The sequence below is a fragment of the Stenotrophomonas maltophilia group sp. RNC7 genome, from assembly GCF_030910085.1.
Classification (GTDB): Bacteria; Pseudomonadota; Gammaproteobacteria; order Xanthomonadales; family Xanthomonadaceae; genus Stenotrophomonas; species Stenotrophomonas sepilia.
Genome location: NZ_JAVFVN010000266.1, coordinates 1 through 20,381 on the forward strand (window position 1 = coordinate 1; position 20,381 = coordinate 20,381).

Sequence of the window (20,381 nt, forward strand, 5' to 3'; positions counted from 1 at the left end):
CCCACCCCGCCTTCGACAGTTTTCCGCGAACTGTTGGAGATGCTCTTGGGGTCAGATCCGTTTTCCGCAGGAAAACGGATCTGACCCCAGAGTTTCATTCGATATCTGACAGATGTGTCGACCAAGGTCGACACCTACCAACAGCCGAGTGAACCTGTCGAAGGTGGGGCGGTGTCGGAGTGCGGGGTGTCAGCCGCATGGATGCGGCTGCCAAGCCTACAGGGACGTACTTGCGGCGTCCCCGCACTCCGGCACCGCCCTGCCATCCCACGGATAGCCCGGTGTTGCTGTTGCTTCGGCCGTTGCCGTTGCCTCTGCAGGTGCAGGGCTGCAAGCCCTGCCGAACCCCCTCAAATGTCTGTGGGAGCCAGCCCGTACTGCTCGGCAAAGCGTTTGCTGAAGCTGGCCGCAGACCGGTAGCCCGCGCGTGCGGCTACGGTCTTCAGCGGCAGGTCGGTGGTGTAGAGCAACTGCATGCCATGCGCCAGCCGGGCCTCGGTGAGCAGCTGGCGCAGGCTGGTGTCCTCGGCGGCGAGCCGACGGCGCAGGGTCGCGCCGCTCAGCGCGAACAGCGCTTCCACATCACGCGATTGCCAGTCGCGAGCCGGCTCGGCGGCGATGCGGTCGCGGATCTGTTCGCCCAGACTCGGCGCCTGCGGCAGCAGCAGGTTGCCGTGGCCCTGCCGGCACAGGGTCAGTACCAACGAGGCCAGGGCCAGCCGCGCTTCGCTGTAACGGCCGTCCTGCAGCGATTGCCGCCACTGGCGCAGCACCACGCCATGATCGATCAACGGCAGTCGCGCCATCGCATGACCGGCGGCGGGAAGCTCCCCGCTCCACAGCGTACGTGCGGCCGCCAGCACTTCGGCACACAGCGGCACGATGGCGCTGAGGTAGCGCCCACTGCGTGGGTCGGGGGTGTTGACCACATCGATGCGGCAGCGCTGGGTCAGCAGCAGGATGTCGCCGGGGATGAACTCCAGCGACTGGTGCGCGGTACGCACCTGCTTGCGGCCTTCCAGCAGGATCGCGAACTGTGGTTGTGGAATCTCCACCGAGCTGGCGCCATGTTCGCGCCGAGCGGTGATGCACGCATAACCTTCGGCGCGTGCGCAGCCGGCCAGGCTGGCCATCTCGGCCAGCAGTGCGGTGGCCGGTGGCAGCATGGCGGTCATGACACGTGGGCACCGAACAGGCGACCGACGCCGGCCGCCGCGGCCATCGCCAATGCGCCCCAGAACATCACCCGGATCGCGCCGCGAACCGGCGGTGCGCCGCCGGCCCTGGCCGCCACTGCGCCGGTCAGGCACAGGCCGAGCAGGGTACTGGCCGTGGTCATCAGTGCGACCCTGTCGACCGGCGCGAGCAGGGCGGTCAGCACCGGGAGCGCCGCGCCGCAGGTGAACGCACCGGCCGAGGCCAGCGCTGCCTGCAGCGGGCGGGCGCGCAGGGTATCGGTGATGCCCAGTTCGTCGCGGGCGTGGGCACCCAGCGCATCATGGGCGGTGAGCTGTTCGGCCACCTGCCGTGCCAGCGCAGGCTCCAGGCCGCGGTGGCGGTAGATCGAAGCCAGCTCCTCCAGCTCGCTGTGCGGATTTTCGCGCAGCTCGCGCCTTTCCATTGCCAGGTCTGCGTCCTCGGTGTCGGCCTGGGTCTGTACCGAGACGTACTCGCCGGCGGCCATCGACATCGCGCCGGCCACGGTGCCGGCCACGCCGGTGGCGAGGATGGTGGTAGCGGAGGCGCCGCCGGCGGCCACGCCCACCACCAGGCCGGCCACCGAGACGATGCCATCATTGGCGCCCAGCACGGCGGCACGCAGCCAGCCGACGCGCTCGGAGCGGTGCAGTTCGGGGTGTCGTGAATGGCGGCTCATGACGTTGAGTGTACGAGGGTCAAGAGGGCGTCGGTAGGATGCTGAAACCCGTCACCGTCGCATGACGCAACGAGGTGCCACGCTATAGTGCGCCCTTGCGATGGAAGGCCGCGAGCCCCACATCCCCCGCCACCGTCCAGCGAGCCTTCCCCTTGTCGAGCCCCAGCCACGTCGCCGATACCCCCATTACCGACCGCTCGCAGCTGGTGGAGGTGATCGCCTCCGGCGAGAAGCCCCGCGCGCAGTGGCGCATCGGCACCGAGCACGAGAAGTTCGGGTTCCGCCTGGATGACCTGCGCCCGCCGACCTTCGAGGGGGAGCGCGGCATCGAAGCACTGCTCAACGGCCTGGTCCGCTTCGGCTGGGAGCCGGTACAGGAGAATGGCCGCACCATCGCCCTGCTGCGCGATGGGGCCTCGGTGACGCTGGAACCGGCCGGCCAGCTGGAGCTGTCCGGTGCGGCGCTGGAGACCATCCACCAGACCTGCGTGGAGACCGGCACCCACCTCAACGAAGTGGCGCAGGTGGCCGGCGAACTGCAGCTGGGCTTCCTCGGCATGGGCTTCCAGCCGAAGTGGAAGCGCGATGAAATGCCGTGGATGCCGAAGGGCCGCTACAAGATCATGCGTTCGTACATGCCCAAGGTCGGTTCGCTGGGCCTGGACATGATGACCCGCACCTGCACGGTGCAGGTGAACCTGGACTACGCCACCGAAGCGGACATGGTGAAGAAGTTCCGCGTGTCGCTGGCGCTGCAGCCGATCGCCACCGCGCTGTTCGCCGATTCGCCGTTCACCGAAGGCAAGCCGAACGGCTACCTGAGCTATCGCTCGCACATCTGGACCGACACCGACGCCGACCGCACCGGCATGCTCGACTTCGTGTTCGAGGATGGATTCGGCTACGAGCGCTATGTCGATTACCTGCTCGACGTGCCGATGTACTTCTCCTATCGCGACGGCACCTACCACGACGCCAGCGGGCAGAGTTTCCGCGACTTCATGCAGGGCAAGCTGCCGGTGCTGCCGGGCGCGTTGCCGACCCTGCGCGACTGGTCGGACCACATGACCACCGCGTTCCCGGAAGTGCGCCTGAAGAAGTACCTGGAAATGCGCGGCGCCGATGGTGGCCCGTGGAGCCGCCTGTGTGCGCTGCCGGCGTTCTGGGTGGGCCTGCTGTACGACGACACGGCGCTGGACGCTGCCTGGGACCTGGTGCGTGACTTCACCCTGGCCGAGCGCCATGCGCTGCGTGACGGCGTGCCGAAGCATGCAATGAACCTGCCGTTCCGCAACGGCACGGTGCGCGACCTGGCCCGGGAAGCGGTCAGGATTTCCGTGGAAGGCCTCAAGCGCCGTGCGGCGCGCAATGCCGATGGCCAGGACGAGAGCAAGTTCCTGGACGTGCTGCAGGAGATCGTCGAATCCGGCCTGACCCCGGCCGAGCGCAAGCTGGCGCTGTTCCATGGCCGCTGGCATGGTGACGTCGATCCGGTGTTCCGCGAGTTCGCGTACTGACCGTCATGCGGGGTTGCCGGCCAGCGGCCGGCACTACCCAAAAGAAAAACCCCGGCATTGCCGGGGTTTTTCATTTCCAGATCCGTCTTGGCTCAGGCCGCGTTCTTCAACGTCGCCATGTCGATCACGAAGCGGTAGCGCACATCGTTCTTCGCCATGCGCTCCCAGGCTTCGTTGACGTTCCTGATGTCGATCATCTCCACATCGCTGACGATGCCGTGCTCGGCACAGAAGTCCATCATTTCCTGGGTTTCGGCCATGCCGCCGATCGCCGAGCCGGTCAGGTGCTTGCGGCCGAAGATCACGCTGCCGCCGGTCAGCGGCGGGTCCAGTTCGGTCAGCACGCCCACCAGGCACATGGTGGCTTCGCGCTTGAGCAGGCCCATGTACGGATTGGTGTCATGGCTGACCGGGATGGTATTGAGCAGGAAGTCGAAGCTGCCGGCGTGCGCCTTCATCTGCGCCGCATCGCGCGAGACCAGCACCTCATCGGCGCCCAGGCGCTTGGCATCGGCGCCCTTTTCCGGGGTGGTGGTGATCATCACCACGTGCGCGCCGAGCGCCTTGGCGAACTTCACGCCCATGTGGCCGAGGCCGCCGAGGCCGATCACGCCGACCTTCTGGCCCGGGCCGACCTTCCAATGGCGCAGCGGCGACCACGTGGTAATCCCGGCGCACAGCAGCGGTGCGGCCGCCTTCAGGTCGAGGGTATCGGAGACCTTCACCACGAAGCGCTGCTCTACCACCACGTGGTCGGAATAGCCGCCGTAGGTCGGTGCGCCGCTTTCGCGTTCACGGCCGTTGTAGGTCCAGGTCGCGCCCTCGGCGCAGTACTGCTCCAGGTCGTGCTGGCAGGCGTCGCAGTGGCGGCAGGAGTCGACCATACAACCCACGCCGGCGTGGTCGCCGACCTTGAAGCGGGTGACGTTGCTGCCGACCTCGGTGACGCGGCCGATGATCTCGTGGCCCGGCACCATCGGGTAGATCGAGCCACCCCAGTCATCGCGGGCCTGGTGCAGGTCGGAGTGGCAGATGCCGCTGTAGAGGATCTCGATGCGCACATCGTCGGGACCGACCGCACGGCGTTCGAACTCATAGGGGACCAGCGGAGCGGTATGGGAATGGGCGGCGTAACCACGGGCGAGGGACATGGGGAATCCTTGGCAGGGTTTATCGAAAGGCGCTTTACAATACGCCGCGTTCCCAATGGCAAGAAGCGTGGATATCGGCATGATTCATCAAGTGAAACTGCACAATCATGGCCACTGACAACCTTTCTCACCTGGCCGCGTTCGCCGCAGTCGCCCGTCACCGCAGCTTCCGCCGCGCTGGCGCCGAGCTGGCGCTGTCGACCTCGGCGGTGAGCTATGCGATCCGCGCGCTGGAAGAACGACTGGGCGTGGGCCTGTTCCACCGCACCACGCGCAGCGTGGCCCTGACCGAGGCCGGGCAGCGCCTGCTGGAGCGCTTGCAGCCGGCGCTGGGGCAGGTGCATGACGCGCTGGAAGAAATGAACCACTTCCGCGCCGCCCCGGCCGGCCTGCTGCGCATCAACGCCACCCGCGCGGCGGTGGCGACCCAGCTGCGGCCGCGGCTGGCGCGCTTCCTGCACGCTCACCCCGATGTGCGCGTCGAGCTGACCGAAAATGATGGGCTGGTCGACATCGTCGCCGAGGGCTACGACGCCGGCGTGCGCCTGCACGAGTTCGTGCCCGAGGACATGGTGGCGGTGCCGATGGGGCCGCCGCTGCGTGGGCTGATCGTCGGCTCGCCGGATTACCTGCGGCGGCATCCGGCGCCGCTGCATCCGCGCGACCTGGCCGCGCATGAATGCATCCGCTTCCGCTTTGCCAGCGGGCATCTGTACAAGTGGCAGTTCGAGCGCGGTGGGCAGGCGCTGGAAATCGACGTGCCCGGACGGCTGACGCTGAGCGAGCAGGGCACCGTGGTCGGCGCGGTGCTTGATGGCATCGGCCTGGCCTACGTGCTGGAAGACACCGCGCGGCCGTATATCGAATCGGGGCAGATGGTGGCGGTGCTGGAAGACTGGAGCGAACCGTTCGCCGGGTTTGCGCTGTACTACCCGAAGCAACGGCAGATGCCCGGTGCGTTGCGTGCGTTCGTGGATATGTTGCGGGAGTGAGGTGCGGTGGTTTGCATCCACGCCGTGCGTGGATCTACTGCCGAACGACAACCTCCACGCGTTGCTTGAAGCGGATCAGTAGATCCGCGCCATGCGTGGATTGGCGCCCGCGACGCAGCCAGCAATTCATTCGACCAGCGCGTCGTAGCCTTCGCCACTGAACTGGATCAGGCAGAAGCCGTGCCCGAACGGATCGGCCAGCACGGCGATACGGCCCCAGCGGCGCTCGCGCACCGGTTGCTCGAGCATCGCCCCGGCCGCGACCGCACGCATCAACGCGGCATCGATGTCCTCCACCACCCAGTCCAGGTGCAGCGGGGTCCAGTGGCGCTCGTAGTCACGCACGTCGCCGTCTTCGGTGGCGGCGCTGCCAGCCTCGTTCTGCAGCAGATAGAGCGGTGTTGGCCCACCGAGCAGTTCCACCGCGCCGGTACCGAGCCGACGACCGATGCGCAATCCAAATGAGGCCAGGTAGAACGCTTCGGCGGCGGCCAGGTCGGGCACGTCGATGTTGATGATGAAGTTGCGGGCAGTGGCGTTCATGGCAGTGATTTCCAGCATCCGGTGATTGCAGTCTAGTCCCGCCACCTGTTGCTGCCGGTTCATCTCCTGCGAGGATTCGGGCAAGCTGGGCGACCTCTATCGACAAGGACTTCCATGAGCGCGCTATCCGACATCGAACAGGCCACCGGCCAGGCCTTCCCGCCCCTGTTCAAGCAGTTGCATGCAGCGGGTCGGTTGAGCTGGGGCAGTCCGCATTCGGAATGGTCCGAGGTGGTGTTCCCGACGCTGCAGGCGGATCCGCCGGTGCTGCTGTACGCGCAGGAATACGAACCACTGGAACACGATGAGCTGCTCGAAGCGTGGCAGGAGCTGACCGCCGAGGATCATTACAATCCCCTGCGTCCCGACCTGCAGCTCCTGCCGTTTGCGCGGACCGGCGGCGGCGACAGCTACTGCTTCTGGAGCAACGCGCCCGGTGTTGCCGAGCCGCCCGTCGTGCTGGTGTGGCATGACGATGATCGTGCCGATGTGCTGGCCGCCAACTACCAGGATTTCCTGTTCCGCAAGATGGTCGAAGCGGTTGCCGACTACCAAGCGCCGTATACGCTGCTGTCGCACGGCGAGCTGGCCGGCAATCTGCAGCGCTGGCTGCAGAGCCACCAGTCGTTCCTGCGCGGCGACCAGTTCGCGGCGTTGCAGCGGTTGTTCGCCCGCGTTGACGATATTGAAGAAGGAAACATCAGCGAAGACGACGCACAGGCCATCGTCGTTGAAGTGATCGGCTTCGAGCGGTTGGACGAGTCGTTCGCTTACGTGCGCGAGGAGGCTTGAACCAAGGGTCGGAGCCGCACCTGTGGCGGGGATCCGACCCCGTGCGGGATCAGCCTGCGGCCGGGTAATCGAGGTAGCCTGCCTCGCCGCCCCCGTAATAGGTGCTGCGGTCCGGCGTGGCCAGCGCGACGTTGCGCTGCAGGCGCTCGACCAGATCCGGGTTGGCGATGAACGGCTGGCCAAACGCGGCCAGGTCGATGGTGCCAGCTTCGACCAGCTGCAGGGCGCGTTCGCGGGTCATGCCACCTGCCAGGATGACGGTGCCGCCGTAGGCCTGCTTGAACTGCCGCAGGAACACCTCGCCCAGCACCGACTGGCCCGCCTGCAGGTTGTCGTTGAGATGCACATAGGCCAGGCCGCGCTTGCCCAGCTCCTCGGCCAGGTACAGGTAGGTGGCCTCGTTGTCGGGGTAGAACGGCATGTCGAAGGTGAGGTTGTTCGGCGCCAGGCGCACGCCGATCCGCTGCGCACCGATGCGCTGGGTCATCGCATCGACGGTCTCCAGGATCAAGCGCGCACGATTGGGCAGCGAGCCGCCATAGCGGTCCTCGCGCTGGTTGATGAGCGGGTTGAGGAACTGTTCGAACAGGTAGCCGTTGGCGGCATGCAGTTCGATGCCATCGAAACCGGCGGCGATGGCGTTGTCGGCGCCGCGCGCGAAGTCGTCGACGATGCCGGGGATCTCTTCGGTGGCCAGCGCACGTGCCGGGGTGGGATCGGCGTGGCCGCGGCTGCCGTCGTCCAGATAGACGAACGAGGTGTTCTTCGGTGCGCTGGCGACCGGCCGGGTACCGGCGCTTACCGGTTGACCACCGTCGGGCTGCAGCGAGTAATGCGACATGCGGCCGACGTGCCAGAGCTGGGCGAAGATCGTGCCCTGTGCGGCATGCACCGCCTCGGTGACGAGCTTCCACCCGGCGACCTGCTCGGCCGACCAGATACCCGGCACGTCAATGTAACCCTGGCCCTGCGGCGAGACCGGGGTGCCTTCACTGATGATCAGGCCCGCGCTGGCGCGCTGCCGGTAGTACTGCGCGGTGAGTTCATTGGCCACCGCGCCGGGGTTGCGGGCGCGGGTCATCGGGGCCATCACGATGCGGTTGCGCAGGGCGATGTCTGCCAGATCGAAGGGGCGGAACAGGGCGGCGGTCATGTCGGTCATCTTGATGCGGGGAGGAGGCGCCAGCGGCGCGATGCACACAGAATGGAGTTGACATGCAGGCGCATAAAGCGCTTCGATCTCCCCAAGTGCGGGACTATTTGTCCCCAATGGAGCGCGATAGATGCTGCCGCTGGAATCATTGAATGGCCTGGTCACGTTCGTTACCACGGCCCGCTCAGGCAGCTTCACCGAGGCTGCCGACGCGCTGGGCATCTCACGCTCGGCGGTCGGCAAGGCCATCGCCCGGCTGGAAGCGCGGCTGGGCGTGCGCCTGTTCCACCGCACCACGCGGCGCATCGCGCTGACCACCGACGGTGAGGCGTACTACGCATCGTGTGCGGCGGCGCTGGAAGAAATCTCCGCCGCCGAGGCCTGCCTGGGGTCGGCCGGCCTGCCCAGCGGTCGGCTGCGCATCGACATGCCATCCTCGTTCGGGCGCCTGGTGGTACTGCCGGTGCTGCTGCGCCTGTGCCGGCAATACCCGGACCTGCAACTGACGATGACCTTCACCGATCACTTCGTCGATCCGGTCGAAGAGGGCATCGACCTGCTGATCCGCTTCGGCGGATTGCACCAGGCCGAGCATCTGGTCGCGCGCCGGCTGGGTCGCCAACGACTGGTCACCTGCGCATCGCCGGAGTACCTGCAGGCGCATGGCGTGCCGGCCTCCGTGGAGGATCTGGCGCAGCACCGCAGCGTCGTTGGTTTCCGCCACGGCCAGCCGGTGGCGTGGCGGATCGGCAGGGACGATGCCGAGGGAACGTTCATCCCGAATGCGACCTATCAGCTCAACGATGGTGACGCGGTGATCGATGCGGCCATCGCTGGGCTGGGCATCTGCCAGATGCCCGTTTCACTGGTACGCCGTCATCTGGAATCCGGGGCGCTGCAATCGGTGCTGGATGCGCACATGCAGCGGCATATCGACATCCATGCGCTGTGGCCACCGACCCGCCACCTGCGGCCCAAGGTGCGCTACGTGGTGGATGAGCTGGCGCGGTTGGCGGCTCAGGGCGTGTTTGATTGAGCGTAGGGCATCAGTAGTTGATGATCCGGGCGGACGTGTCTTCGCCTTCCTGAAGTGCTTCAAACACCTCGGCCAGAAGCGCGATCAGATCGCGCCCATGTGAGGTGACGAAGTAGGTCGCCAGGCTGTCGATGTCGCCAGCGATATCGTCTCCCCACGGTGGACGCTGGGTTCTATCCTCGAACGACCATATGACACGGGCTGGCGCATGCTCGGCCAGCTCTCGGCGGACCCTATGTAGTTCGGCCAGCGCGGCGGCAGCATCTGATTGCTGCAGTCTGCCGGCGTATAGCTGATTCAAGAGGATTGGGAATCGACTTCCCCAGCCATTCGGCTCCAGGTTGCCGGATATGGTCGAGAAGAAGGCATAGAGAAACGCGCCACTGCCGATCTCATCGGTGATGCGCCCGAGTTGGATGCCAACACCCATTGCCTGGTTCCTGATTCTGCCGATCCTACAGCATGCCCCGATGCGTTAACGGTAGAAGCGCAATTGCTCTAATTGATTGATATGAAAGGATTCAACGGCACTATTGCGGAGACGGGAGATGCCATTTCCGTCACTTTGACAATACGCATGTATACTATCCCCCAGTATAGTTCCGAACTGGCCCGCCATGCCGCACTCCCCCGAAGAGAAGAAGAAGGTCCTGGCCCGCGTGCGCCGCATCCGCGGCCAGTGCGATGCGCTTGACCGCGCGCTGGAAGCTGGCGCCGACTGCGGGCCGGTGCTGCAGCAGATCGCCGCCATCCGTGGCGCGGTCAACGGCCTGATGTCCGAGGTGATGGAGGCCCATCTGCGCGAGGAATTCGGCCAGCCCGCCGCCTCCGACGAACAACGCGCCGAACGCGTGCGCGACATGAGCGCGTTGATCCGCTCGTACCTGAAGTAAACGACGGCGCAACATGGCGCCGCCCATCCTGTCATTGCCTGTCTCTGGAGAGTCCACCCATGAAGTCCCGTGCCGCCGTCGCCTTTGGTCCCGGCCAGCCGCTGCAGATCGTCGAGATCGACGTCGCCCCGCCGAAGAAGGGCGAAGTGCTGGTGAAGATTACCCACACCGGTGTCTGCCACACCGACGCGTTCACCCTGTCCGGCGATGACCCGGAAGGCCTGTTCCCGGTGGTGCTGGGCCATGAAGGCGCCGGCATCGTGGTGGAAGTGGGCGAGGGCGTGACCAGCGTCAAGCCGGGCGACCACGTGATTCCGCTGTATACCGCCGAGTGCGGCGAGTGCCTGTTCTGCAAGAGCGGCAAGACCAACCTGTGCGTGGCCGTGCGCGCCACCCAGGGCAAGGGCGTGATGCCCGATGGCACCAGCCGCTTCAGCTACAACGGCGAGCCGCTGTATCACTACATGGGCTGCTCGACCTTCAGCGAGTACACCGTTGTTGCCGAAGTCTCGCTGGCGAAGATCAATCCGGACGCCAACCCGGAGCATGTCTGCCTGCTCGGCTGCGGCGTCACCACCGGCATCGGTGCGGTGCACAACACCGCCAAGGTGCAGGAAGGCGACAGCGTGGCGGTGTTCGGCCTGGGTGGCATCGGCCTGGCGGTGATCCAGGGTGCGCGCCAGGCCAAGGCCGGCCGCATCATCGCGGTGGACACCAATCCGTCCAAGTTCGAACTGGCGCGCGAATTCGGCGCCACCGACTGCATCAACCCGAAGGACTTCGACAAGCCGATCCAGCAGGTCATCGTGGAAATGACCACCTGGGGTGTGGACCACAGCTTCGAGTGCATCGGCAACGTCAACGTGATGCGCGCGGCGCTGGAATGCGCGCACCGTGGCTGGGGCCAGAGCGTGGTGATCGGCGTGGCCGGTGCCGGGCAGGAGATCTCCACCCGCCCGTTCCAGCTGGTGACCGGTCGCAAGTGGATGGGCACTGCCTTCGGTGGCGTGAAGGGCCGCAGCCAGCTGCCGGGCATGGTCGAGGACGCGATGAAGGGCGACATCGAACTGGCCCCGTTCGTCACTCACACCATGGACCTGGACAAGATCAACGACGCCTTCGACCTGATGCATGAAGGCAAGTCGATCCGTTCGGTGGTCCACTACTGAGGCGCGGCGTGGGCTGGTTCGATGCCTTGCGCAGGCCGCGTGCGGAAGATCCGCGCGCGGCGCTGGTCGACCCGATCGAGCAGGCGTTGCGTGCGCTAGGCTGGGTCGACGGCGAGGTGGGGCCACCGCGTGCGGTGACTTCGGCCTTCGGCAGCGACAATGGCATGCCGTTCGAGCAGTGGCTTGCGCAGGTATTCCTGCCGCGCCTGCACGAAGCCCGCGCCGACGGCCAGTGGCCACCGCGCAGCGACGTGGCGGTGGCGGCGTACCGCAATCTGGATGGCCAGCCTGGCGTCGAATCGCTTCTGCGCCTGCTGTCGCAGCTGGATGAGTTGATCAACACACGTGACGGCTGACGCCGCCGCGCAGGAGAGCACCATGGAACGCATTGAACACCGCGCCTGTTTCGGCGGCTGGCAGGACGTCTACCGGCACCATTCCACCACGCTGGGCTGCGACATGCAGTTCGCCGTGTACCTGCCGCCGCAGGCGGAAACGCAGAAGCTGCCGGTGCTGTATTGGCTGAGCGGCCTGACCTGCACCGAGCAGAATTTCATCACCAAGGCCGGCGCGCAGCGCTATGCGGCCGAGCACGGTGTGATCATCGTCGCGCCGGATACCAGCCCGCGCGGTGATGACGTGGCCGATGCCGAAGGCTACGACCTGGGCAAGGGGGCAGGCTTCTACCTCAATGCCACCCGTGCTCCGTGGGCGAAGCACTACCGCATGCACGACTACGTGGCGCAGGAACTGCCGGCGCTGATCGAGGCGAACTTCGCGGTGACCGATGCACGCGCGATCAGCGGCCATTCGATGGGCGGCCATGGTGCGCTGGTGATCGCGCTGCGCAACCCGGGGCGCTATCGCAGTGTGTCGGCATTCTCGCCGATCGTCGCGCCCAGCCGTGTACCGTGGGGGCAGAAGGCGTTCACGGCTTATCTGGGCGACAACCCGACCGACTGGGCGCAGTGGGATACGTGCGCGCTGCTGGAGGCGGCCAGCGAGCGCCTGCCGCTGCTGGTCGACCAGGGCGAGGCGGACGAGTTCCTGCAGACCCAGCTGCAGCCGCAGCGCCTGCAGGAGGCCTGCGCGGCCGCCGGCCATCCGCTGACCCTGCGCCTGCAGCCGGGTTACGACCACAGCTACTATTTCATCGCCAGCTTCATCGGCGAGCACATCGCCCACCACGCCCGCGCCCTGCACGCCTGAGGGCTCTCCGGTAGTGCCGGCCGCTGGCCGCCGGCAACCCGCAGCCCTGCAATTCCCTGGGATTGCCGGCCAGCGGCCGGCACTACCATGGTGATGCACGCGGAGTGTCGTTTTGCCGCAGTGGATCACGCCGCTGTGGCGTGCCGGCGCGCTATCGTGCGCTCAGACGGCCTTGCGGATCGGGGGGATGCATGCCGGTAGTGCTGGCGCTGCTGTACGTGCTCTGCCATGGGCTGGCCGTGGCGTTCTGGCCGAGCCCGGCGGGCGTGGGCTCTTTCCTGTTCCTGACCGGCGCACCGCTGCTGGCCGCCGCCGCGTGCCTGGTGCGGGCGCAACGTGACCGCGCCGCTCTGGGCTGGCGTTCTACCGCGATGGCACTGCTGCTGTGGGCCGGTGGCATGACGTTCAACATGGTGGATGCGCTGGGCGCCGGCCGGGCTGACTTCACCCCACGCATCAGCCTGTTGTTGTACGTGCTGTATGGCGTGCCGCTGGTGTTCATCCTGGCCCGGGCACGCCGCGAGCGCCCGAGCATCAGCCTGATCGACGCGGCGATGGCGGCGCTGCTGGGTGTGCTGTTCTTCGCGCACACCGCATCGTTCGCCGCCCGTGTCGAGGTCGACGCCCATGCCATGTCCAACATGCAGCGCATGTTCGACATCCAGAACCTGTGTATCGCCGCGTTCGCCGTGGTGCGATGGCTGGCCGGCGATGTGCCCGAACGGCGCAGGTTCTTCCGTGCACTGGCGTTGTACGCACTGGCCTATCTGCTGGTGGCCTACTACATCAACCACTACACCTCCGATGATGCATTCGGTGCGTTCAACGACCTGCTGATCGACGTCCCTTTTCTGCTGATCGCCTGCATGGCGCTGGACACGGCGCCGGACACAGGCACCACGGCACACCCGCGGCTGGCGAGGACGGTGCAGGCCGCCGGTCCGATCATCCTGCCGTTGCTGCTGCTGGTGGTCGGCACGCTGGTGGTCGATCATGCGCGGCCGTTGGCCGTCGCGGGCTTCGTCGTAGCCACCCTTGGTTTCGGCCTGCGCAGCGTCCTGCTGCAGACCGATCTGCTGGAGCGTCAGGCAGCGCTGGATCAGCTGGCCCGTCAGGACGGCCTGACCGGCGTGGCCAACCGCCGCGAGTTCGACGCACGGCTGACCTCCGAGTGGAATCGCGCACGGCGCAGCGGCACCGAGCTGGGCCTGCTGCTGGTGGATATCGACCACTTCAAGGCCTTCAACGACCGGCACGGCCATCCGGCCGGTGATCGTTGCCTGCAGGCGGTGGCCGGGGTGCTGAAGGGCGTCGCAGGTCGCGGCGGTGACAGCGTTGCGCGTTATGGCGGTGAAGAATTCGCTGTCATCGTGCCTGGAAGCCCACTGTCGGGCGTGCTGGCGCTGGCCGAGCGCCTGCGTGAAGCGGTCGAAGCGCTGCCATTGCCGGAAGGCCCGGTCAGCATCAGCGTCGGCGTGGGCTACCTGCACCCACCGGCGCTGGCCAGTGCCGACCAGCTGCTGGCCGATGCCGATGCCGGCCTGTATGCCGCAAAGCGTGCCGGCCGCAACCGGGTGGTCCTGCATGCGCGCGTGCTGGATGACGAGGGCAACGCGCACGGCACCATGGACTGTTGAGCGGACCGGCCCATGGCGTGCCGCCCGTCCAGGGACATCGCACTCGGTAGTGCCGGCCGGTGGCCGGCATCTCCTCGGTTGTCGGCCAGCGGCCGGCACTACCACGGCGTGGCCTCAACGCACGTCGCGCAGTTCCCAGTGGTGGCCGGCCAGCAGGCGCAGGCGCTGCTTGAACACGTCACTGTCGATACGGGTGGTGGCGACCAGGTTGATGCGCAGGTCCTTCTGCTCGCCGGTCACGGTGGCGTCCGGATCGGTCACGCCCCACTGCGGTTCCACCGCATCCGGGTCGGGTTGCTTGGCTTTCCAGCGCTCGAACAGCGTGCCGCTGCGCAGGGCGTCCTGCAGCTCTTCGGCGAAACCGGCGGCGCCCTGCGAATGGAAGGACAGGTCAGGGTCGTTGCCGCGGGCTTTGGACGGGTCGGGCAGGCTGATGTGGTACTGCGCAGGCATGAAGTTCTCCTTGAAGTGCGGCAAGACTGGCACAACCGCGGTGGAATCGATGTGCAGATTCCAGCCACGGTCGGCCTTCATTCAAACCGGTGTGGCCCATCGGCGAAACCCACCGTGACCGCGCCCTTGCCGACATTGACCATGCCGGTCAGGCTCATCACCGATTCGTACACGGTCACGCCATGGCCGGCGCAGACCTCTTTCAGCTGTGCGTAGCCGGGCAGGGCACGCAGCTCGTCCAGTTCTCCGCCGTAGCTGACGCACACCGTCGGCGTCATCAGCCCGGCACGTACGCGCTGGCCGACCACCGCGAACAGCTTCTGCACGGCGCTGTCGAAGCCCTTGATCTTGGCGACCGGCCCGGTTTCGCCGCGGTAGCCGTGCAGCACCGGCTTGATGTCCAGTGCGCTGCCCAGCGCCGCACTGAGCAGGCCGACGCTGCGGTCGCCCTTGTGCCGGGCGCGCGCACGCATGTAGTACAGATCACGGGTGACCATGTAGCCGTGCACGTTGCCGGCCAGTTCTTCCAGCCGCTCGCGGATCTGCTGCACGCTGGCGCCACTGTCACGCAGGCGAACCGCCTCCACCGCAGTCACCGCCTGCGCGGCGAACAGGTTCTGGGTATCGAGCACGCGCAGCGCGAACGGCGAGTTGTAGCCCGCTGCCTGCCGCACCGGCTTGTAATCGTTGAGGATGGCGAAGCTGGCCTGCAGCGCATTGTCGTGGATCGGGCTGCGGGTCTTGGTGATGGTCATGCAGAACACGTGGTCGTAATCGATCACCAGCTGCTGCAGGAACAGGTCGCGGATCTGGTTGACACTGAAGGGGATGGTCTCCGCCTCGGCACCGTGCTCGGCCACGTGTGCATGCAGGAAACTCAGCGTGGCCTGCTCATCGCGATGATCGGCCAGCACGGCTTCGCCGATGCGGACGGTGATCGGCAGCAGCACGATGTTGTGCTCGGCAATGAAGTCCTGCGGCAGGTCGCAGGCCGAGTCGACGACGATTCCGATGCGCATCCGCGGCTCCCCCTCCAGGGCGGTTGTAGGTTCGGAAACGTGAAATCTATCTCAAATTCTGGCGTGGCGCGCGAGGGAAACGCGCCAGGCCCTGTTCAGCGACTGCGCTGCACGGCCACCGGAAGTTCGGCCAGGCGCTGCCATTCGGGCTGCTGCAGCAGGGCGGGATCGGCCAGCACGGCGGCCATCAACGGATGGGCGTCGTTGCCCCAGAACAGTTCGTCATCGATGGCCAAGGTCGGTACCCCGAACACGCCGGCAGCAATGGCGGCCTCGGTGTTCCTCCGCAGCTGCTCCTTGACCGCGGGGGCCGCGATGGCGCTGGCGACATCCTCGATCCCCAGCCGCGCAGCCGGTTCGCGCAGGGCCTCGGCGCTATCGGCGGCATTGCCGTCGCGCCAGATCCAGTCGAACAGCACGTCCACCGCCTGCACGCTGCCACCGGCGGCCAGGCACAGCCGCAGGGCAGACAACGGGTTGAACGGGTGGCCCGGCGGGAACCGCAGCGGTGTGCCTTCGGCCTGCGCAGTCCACAGCAGCTGGCGGTACATGAAGCGGCGCTTGGCCGGAATCTCGGCCGGCCCGAGGTTGCCCAGGTGATGCAGCACCGCACCGAAGGCGATCGGCACGGTCTGGATCTGTGCGAACTGGGGCAGCTGCTTCAGCTTCTGCCAGTGCAGGTAGGAATAGGGCGAGACGAAGTCGAAGTACCAGCGCAGGGTGGCCATGCGGGTTTCCTTGGATGACTGGAGGTCAGGGCTGCGCGTTGCGCTGCAGGTAGCGGTCGCGCAGTTCGGTCTGGCGCGAGCGCATCGGCATCGCCCGGCCGCCCAGCCAGACCTGTTCGGCATAGTGCGCCACGTCCAGCGGGTCGCCTTCCCACAGCACCAGGTCGGCACGCTTGCCCGGCTCGATGCTGCCGATCTGGTCGGCCACGCCGAACGCCTGCGCCGGCACCCGGGTCAGGCCGGCCAGGCCGTCGGCCCAGGGCAAACCGTTGGCCACGGCATTGCCGGCCAGCTGGCGCATCTTGCGGGCGTTGTGCGAGGCGTCGCCACGCTGCACGAACGAGACCGCCACGCCGGAACGTTGCAGGCGTGCCGCATTTTCCAGCGTGGCGCCGATCTGGTCGAAGCTGGCCGGCAGGTTGGACAACACATCGACGAACACCGGTACCTGTGCGGCGGCCAGCTCCGGCGCCAGCTGCCAGGCTTCGCTGCCACCGGCGATGGCGATCTTCACCTTTTCGCGGGCGGCCCAGCGCAGCAGCTGGCGGATGTCCGCCGCGCGGTCCACCTCCACCACGATGCGGCCCTGGCCGGCCAGGTAGCGGCCCAGCGTGCGGCGCCCGGCCGGCGTCAGCAGCGCGTGCGGTGAGTCCGCGGCAACCTGGCCACGCGCCTCGTCCACCATCTGCTGCAGCAGCATCCATTGCGCTGCACGCGACTGCCCGGTCAGCTCCACTGCGGCCGACCCCAGGCGCAGGAACAGCGCGCGCGGCCCGAGGGGATCGGCGCTGCCGTCCAGCCGCATCACGCCACCCTGGCCTGCAACGAAGCCGCCGCCGGTGGCAGCCCCCAGGGCGGTGAAGCCGATGCCGTCCAGGCGTGCCACCGGGATCAGCACCGAGGCCGGGTTGTACGCCAGGGTGACATCGAACTCGGGGCGCAACGGTTGTTCGCCGATCTTCAACGTGCTGTCGACCGTGCTCGCTTCACCGGAGACCTCTTCGATGCCGATCTCGGTGATGCCCCCGAACAGCGCCGGTGTCAGCGGGCGGCCATCGGCCTCGACCACGCTGGCCCCGGCCGGGGCGGACAGCCCGCTGCCGACTGCGCGGATGATCCCGCCCTGCACCAGCACATCGGCGTGCTGCAGGCTGCCGCGCGTGCTGGCCGTATGCACGGTCGCGTTGCGCACCAGCAGGTCCTGCGCCTGCGCGGATGCGGAGAGGCAGGCCAGCACCATGACCGTAGCGCCGAGCCATGCCCGGCGACGCTTGTTCAACGCGCCCATCAGTGCACCTCCTGGCCAAGCTGGAAGTCGGAACGTGGCGTGGCCGCAGGTGCGCTGCGGTCGTACAGGCGGCGGCCGTCGATGAAGACCTGCTCGGCCAGCGCGTACGAGCTGAAGGGGTTGCCGTTCCACACCACCACGTCGGCCATCTTGCCGGCCTCCAGGGTGCCGGTCTGGCCTTCAATCCCCAGCGCCCTGGCGGCGTTGGCGGTCATCCAGGTGATGGCGTGTTCGGGGGGGATCTCCGGCATGCGTGCGCGGCGCGCGGCGGCGATCACCTTGGCCGCTTCCTGGTTCAGGCGCTGGATGCCTTCGGGTGAATCGGAATGGACGATGGCGCAGCTGTTCTTCGGCCGATCGACCAGTGCGATGTTCTCCGGAATACCGTCGAAGGCTTCCATCTTGAATCCCCACCAGTCGGCCCACAGCGCGCCGCAGACGCCGTCGGCGGCCAGCCGGTCGGCCAGCTTGTAGGCCTCCACGCCGTGGTGGAAGGCGGCCACCTTGAAGCCGAATTCCTTGGCCAGGTCGAGCATGGTGGCCATCTCGTCGGCGCGGTAGCAATGGATATGCACGCGGATGTCGCCTTCGATCGCACCGGCCAGCGTGTCCAGCTTGAGATCGCGCTTGCCGCCGGCATCACCGGCGCTGTCGCCCTTGTCGCTGCCGAACCAGCTCCTGCGCTTGGCCGGCTTCGGTTTGTTCTTGGCGATGTAGTCGGCGGCATCGATGAAGGCGGCGCGGTAACCGGCAACGTTGCCCATCCGCGTGGCCGGAGCGACGCCCTTGCCTCCGCCGTACACCCGCTTCGGGTTCTCGCCACAGGCCATCTTCAGCCCCCACGGTGCGCCGGGAAACTTCATCGCCTGGTAGGTGATGGCGGGGACGTTCTTCAGGGTCACACCACGACCACCGACCAGGTTGGCCGAGCCCGGCAGCACCTGCATGCTGGTCACGCCGCCGGCCAGTGCGGTGGCGAAGCCCGGGTCCTGCGGCCACACCGAGTGCTCGGCCCAGACGTTGGCGGTGACCGGCGCGGTCATCTCGTTGCCGTCGCTGTGCGCGCCAACGCCGGGGCTGGGGTACACGCCCAGGTGCGAGTGCACGTCGATCAGGCCCGGCGTGACCCACTTGCCCTGCGCATCGATGCGGGTGACGCCGGCGTCGGTCTGCAGCTGGCGGCCGACGGCAACGATGCGGCCCTCGCGCAGCAGCACGTCGGCGTTGTCCAGGCGCTGGCCGGTGCCGGTCAGCACGGTGGCGTTCTGGATCAGCACCGGTGCATCGGGGTGTGCCTGGTAGGTGCTGGGGTAGGGATCGGCGACGAAGCGCGAGGCGCCCACCGCCGGAGCCGTGCTCAATGAAAGCAGTGCCAGGGCTACCCCAGCGCGCAACAACGTCGATGCCATGCAGTTCCCCTTGCAGCCTGGTCCAACCGCCGACGCTAGCCCGGAGGCGGCGGGCTTGCCAAGTGACCTTCTTCACAGGCCTGCCGACGATAGCTCGACGGCACCGGCCGGGTGGCTGAAAATACCCGGTCCCCCGCCGTACCGGACCGCCCATGAAGAGCAAGCAGGAAATCGTCGACAACTGGCTGCCCCGGTATACCGGCGTGCCCTTGGACCAGTTCGGCCAGCACATCCTGCTGACCAACTTCGGCGGCTACCTGCACACCTTTTCCGAGCTGACCGGTGCGCCCATCATCGGCCTGGACCGGCCGATGGCCAGCGCCACCATCGATGGCATCACCATGATCAACTTCGGCATGGGCAGCCCCAATGCCGCGATCATCATGGACCTGCTGTCGGCGGTGATGCCCAAGGCGGTACTTTTCCTGGGCAAGTGCGGTGGCCTCAAGCGCAAGAACCAGCTGGGTGACCTGGTGCTGCCGATCGCGGCGATCCGCGGCGAGGGTACGTCGGGCGACTACCTGCCGCCGGAAGTGCCTGCCTTGCCGGCGTTTGCGCTGCAGCGTGCAGTCTCGACCATGATCCGCGACCTCGGCCACGACTACTGGACCGGCACCGTCTACACCACCAACCGCCGGGTCTGGGAGCACGACGAGGCCTTCAAGGAGCGGCTGCGGGCGATGCGCTGCATGGCCATCGACATGGAAACCGCCACGGTGTTCGCGGCCGGTTTCGCCAACCACATTCCCAGTGGCGCGCTGCTGCTGGTCTCGGACCAGCCGATGATCCCCGACGGGGTCAAGACCGAGGCTTCCGATGCCAAGGTCAGCTCCCAGTTCGTGGAAAACCATATCCAGATCGGTATCGAGGCGCTTAAGCTTATCCGGCGCAACGGCAAGTCGGTCCGCCACCTGCGCTTCGATGAATGATGATGATGGCCTGGCGCGGCGCGCCGGCCCTGGGGAGTAGGTGATGGACGTTGCCGCGCAAGTGGTGGATTTCTGGAAAGAAGCGGGCCCTGCGAAGTGGTTCGCCCGCGACGATGCGTTCGACGCGCAGTTCCGCCAGTTGTTCCTGGATGAGCATTTCGCCGCCGCTTCGCGTGGGCGCGAGCATTGGCTGGGCAGTGCCGAGGGCGCGCTGGCGCTGATGCTGCTGCTGGACCAGTTCCCGCGCAACTGCTTCCGCGGTACTGCCCATTCCTATGCCACCGATGGCCTGGCCCGGCACTACGCCATGCGCGCCATCGAGGAAGGCCTGGACCTGCAGCTGGTGCCGAAGCTGCGCGCCTTCATCTACCTGCCGTTCGAGCACTCCGAGGACCCGTTGGACCAGGACCGTTCGGTGGCGATGTTCGATGTGCTGGGCGACAAGGAATACCTGCAGTACGCCGAGCTGCACCGCGACATCATCCGCCGCTTCGGCCGTTTCCCGCACCGCAACGCCGTGCTGGGGCGCATTCCCTCGCCGGAGGAACTGGACTACCTGGCCGAAGGCGGTTTCGCCGGCTGAAAGA

22 protein-coding genes are annotated in these 20,381 nt (G+C 67.0%); 11 read left to right on the forward strand and 11 right to left on the reverse strand.

Going from position 1 to position 20,381, the window contains the following annotated elements:
• Window positions 1–350 precede the first annotated feature (350 nt).
• Window positions 351–1,175 carry an AraC family transcriptional regulator gene (locus RCF13_RS03415; protein ID WP_061479605.1) on the reverse strand — a complete coding sequence of 275 codons (825 nt, stop codon included), beginning with the start codon at window positions 1,173–1,175 and terminating at the stop codon, window positions 351–353.
• Window positions 1,172–1,876, reverse strand: a complete 705-nt coding sequence (locus RCF13_RS03420) for a VIT family protein (protein ID WP_088497520.1) — start codon at window positions 1,874–1,876, stop codon at window positions 1,172–1,174. The genes RCF13_RS03415 and RCF13_RS03420 overlap by 4 nt, the downstream gene beginning before the upstream one ends.
• Window positions 1,877–2,028: 152 nt before the next feature.
• Between RCF13_RS03420 and RCF13_RS03425 the strand changes: the two genes are divergently transcribed.
• Window positions 2,029–3,393, forward strand: a complete 1,365-nt coding sequence (locus RCF13_RS03425) for a glutamate--cysteine ligase (protein WP_061479603.1) — start codon at window positions 2,029–2,031, stop codon at window positions 3,391–3,393.
• A 92-nt stretch (window positions 3,394–3,485) separates the two neighbouring features.
• Here RCF13_RS03425 and RCF13_RS03430 read toward each other — a convergent pair whose 3' ends face one another.
• A complete protein-coding gene (locus tag RCF13_RS03430) occupies window positions 3,486–4,544 on the reverse strand; it encodes an NAD(P)-dependent alcohol dehydrogenase (protein WP_061479602.1) in 1,059 nt (352 codons plus the stop codon).
• Window positions 4,545–4,651: 107 nt separating this feature from the next.
• Here RCF13_RS03430 and RCF13_RS03435 point away from each other — a divergent pair, with 107 nt between their 5' ends.
• Complete coding sequence (locus tag RCF13_RS03435) at window positions 4,652–5,536, forward strand: LysR family transcriptional regulator (protein WP_061479601.1); 885 nt, start codon at window positions 4,652–4,654, stop codon at window positions 5,534–5,536.
• Between the two features lie 126 nt (window positions 5,537–5,662).
• Here RCF13_RS03435 and RCF13_RS03440 read toward each other — a convergent pair whose 3' ends face one another.
• Window positions 5,663–6,079, reverse strand: a complete 417-nt coding sequence (locus RCF13_RS03440) for a VOC family protein (protein ID WP_061479630.1) — start codon at window positions 6,077–6,079, stop codon at window positions 5,663–5,665.
• A 114-nt stretch (window positions 6,080–6,193) separates the two neighbouring features.
• Between RCF13_RS03440 and RCF13_RS03445 the strand changes: the two genes are divergently transcribed.
• Complete coding sequence (locus RCF13_RS03445; protein ID WP_134968878.1) at window positions 6,194–6,871, forward strand: SMI1/KNR4 family protein; 678 nt, start codon at window positions 6,194–6,196, stop codon at window positions 6,869–6,871.
• A 49-nt stretch (window positions 6,872–6,920) separates the two neighbouring features.
• Here RCF13_RS03445 and RCF13_RS03450 read toward each other — a convergent pair whose 3' ends face one another.
• Entirely contained in the window at window positions 6,921–8,024 is a 1,104-nt protein-coding gene (locus RCF13_RS03450; protein WP_134968877.1) for an alkene reductase, read from the reverse strand.
• A gap of 130 nt (window positions 8,025–8,154) precedes the next feature.
• On the opposite strand from RCF13_RS03450, the gene RCF13_RS03455 reads away from it, so the two are divergent.
• Entirely contained in the window at window positions 8,155–9,060 is a 906-nt protein-coding gene (locus tag RCF13_RS03455; RefSeq protein WP_061479599.1) for a LysR family transcriptional regulator, read from the forward strand.
• A 10-nt stretch (window positions 9,061–9,070) separates the two neighbouring features.
• Here the strand turns inward: RCF13_RS03455 and RCF13_RS03460 are convergent, their stop codons facing one another.
• Window positions 9,071–9,490: an Imm70 family immunity protein gene (locus tag RCF13_RS03460; protein WP_134968876.1), complete on the reverse strand. Its 420-nt coding sequence runs from the start codon at window positions 9,488–9,490 to the stop codon at window positions 9,071–9,073.
• 187 nt (window positions 9,491–9,677) lie between these two features.
• On the opposite strand from RCF13_RS03460, the gene frmR reads away from it, so the two are divergent.
• From frmR to RCF13_RS03485, 5 genes are all read left to right on the forward strand, one after another.
• The gene (gene frmR / locus RCF13_RS03465; protein WP_005411009.1) at window positions 9,678–9,953 is read left to right on the forward strand and encodes a formaldehyde-responsive transcriptional repressor FrmR; all 276 of its coding nucleotides are present in this window, start codon (window positions 9,678–9,680) and stop codon (window positions 9,951–9,953) included.
• Window positions 9,954–10,012: 59 nt separating this feature from the next.
• Entirely contained in the window at window positions 10,013–11,122 is a 1,110-nt protein-coding gene (locus RCF13_RS03470; protein ID WP_134968875.1) for an S-(hydroxymethyl)glutathione dehydrogenase/class III alcohol dehydrogenase, read from the forward strand.
• An 8-nt stretch (window positions 11,123–11,130) separates the two neighbouring features.
• Window positions 11,131–11,478: a YqcC family protein gene (locus RCF13_RS03475; RefSeq protein WP_134968874.1), complete on the forward strand. Its 348-nt coding sequence runs from the start codon at window positions 11,131–11,133 to the stop codon at window positions 11,476–11,478.
• A gap of 22 nt (window positions 11,479–11,500) precedes the next feature.
• Window positions 11,501–12,331, forward strand: coding sequence for an S-formylglutathione hydrolase (gene fghA / locus RCF13_RS03480; protein ID WP_134968873.1), 831 nt, complete (start codon window positions 11,501–11,503; stop codon window positions 12,329–12,331).
• A 191-nt stretch (window positions 12,332–12,522) separates the two neighbouring features.
• A complete protein-coding gene (locus tag RCF13_RS03485; RefSeq protein WP_134968872.1) occupies window positions 12,523–13,968 on the forward strand; it encodes a GGDEF domain-containing protein in 1,446 nt (481 codons plus the stop codon).
• 114 nt (window positions 13,969–14,082) lie between these two features.
• Here RCF13_RS03485 and RCF13_RS03490 read toward each other — a convergent pair whose 3' ends face one another.
• The 5 genes from RCF13_RS03490 to RCF13_RS03510 all read right to left on the reverse strand — a co-directional run bounded on the left by RCF13_RS03490 (window position 14,083) and on the right by RCF13_RS03510 (window position 18,865).
• Window positions 14,083–14,421 (reverse strand): hypothetical protein, encoded by a 339-nt coding sequence (locus tag RCF13_RS03490; RefSeq protein WP_006469105.1) that lies wholly within the window; start codon window positions 14,419–14,421, stop codon window positions 14,083–14,085.
• A 77-nt stretch (window positions 14,422–14,498) separates the two neighbouring features.
• A complete protein-coding gene (locus tag RCF13_RS03495) occupies window positions 14,499–15,440 on the reverse strand; it encodes a DegV family protein (protein WP_019662081.1) in 942 nt (313 codons plus the stop codon).
• A gap of 95 nt (window positions 15,441–15,535) precedes the next feature.
• Window positions 15,536–16,168, reverse strand: coding sequence for a 2-hydroxychromene-2-carboxylate isomerase (locus RCF13_RS03500; RefSeq protein WP_061479593.1), 633 nt, complete (start codon window positions 16,166–16,168; stop codon window positions 15,536–15,538).
• Window positions 16,169–16,193: 25 nt separating this feature from the next.
• Window positions 16,194–17,456: an amidohydrolase family protein gene (locus RCF13_RS03505; RefSeq protein ID WP_231352291.1), complete on the reverse strand. Its 1,263-nt coding sequence runs from the start codon at window positions 17,454–17,456 to the stop codon at window positions 16,194–16,196.
• Window positions 17,456–18,865 carry an amidohydrolase gene (locus tag RCF13_RS03510; RefSeq protein WP_134969386.1) on the reverse strand — a complete coding sequence of 470 codons (1,410 nt, stop codon included), beginning with the start codon at window positions 18,863–18,865 and terminating at the stop codon, window positions 17,456–17,458. Before RCF13_RS03510 ends, RCF13_RS03505 begins: the two co-directional genes overlap by 1 nt.
• Window positions 18,866–19,017: 152 nt before the next feature.
• Between RCF13_RS03510 and RCF13_RS03515 the strand changes: the two genes are divergently transcribed.
• Both RCF13_RS03515 and RCF13_RS03520 read left to right on the forward strand, forming a co-directional pair.
• The gene (locus RCF13_RS03515; RefSeq protein ID WP_049415280.1) at window positions 19,018–19,794 is read left to right on the forward strand and encodes an AMP nucleosidase; all 777 of its coding nucleotides are present in this window, start codon (window positions 19,018–19,020) and stop codon (window positions 19,792–19,794) included.
• 43 nt (window positions 19,795–19,837) lie between these two features.
• Window positions 19,838–20,377: a DUF924 family protein gene (locus RCF13_RS03520; protein WP_005419210.1), complete on the forward strand. Its 540-nt coding sequence runs from the start codon at window positions 19,838–19,840 to the stop codon at window positions 20,375–20,377.
• Window positions 20,378–20,381: the final 4 nt, after the last annotated feature.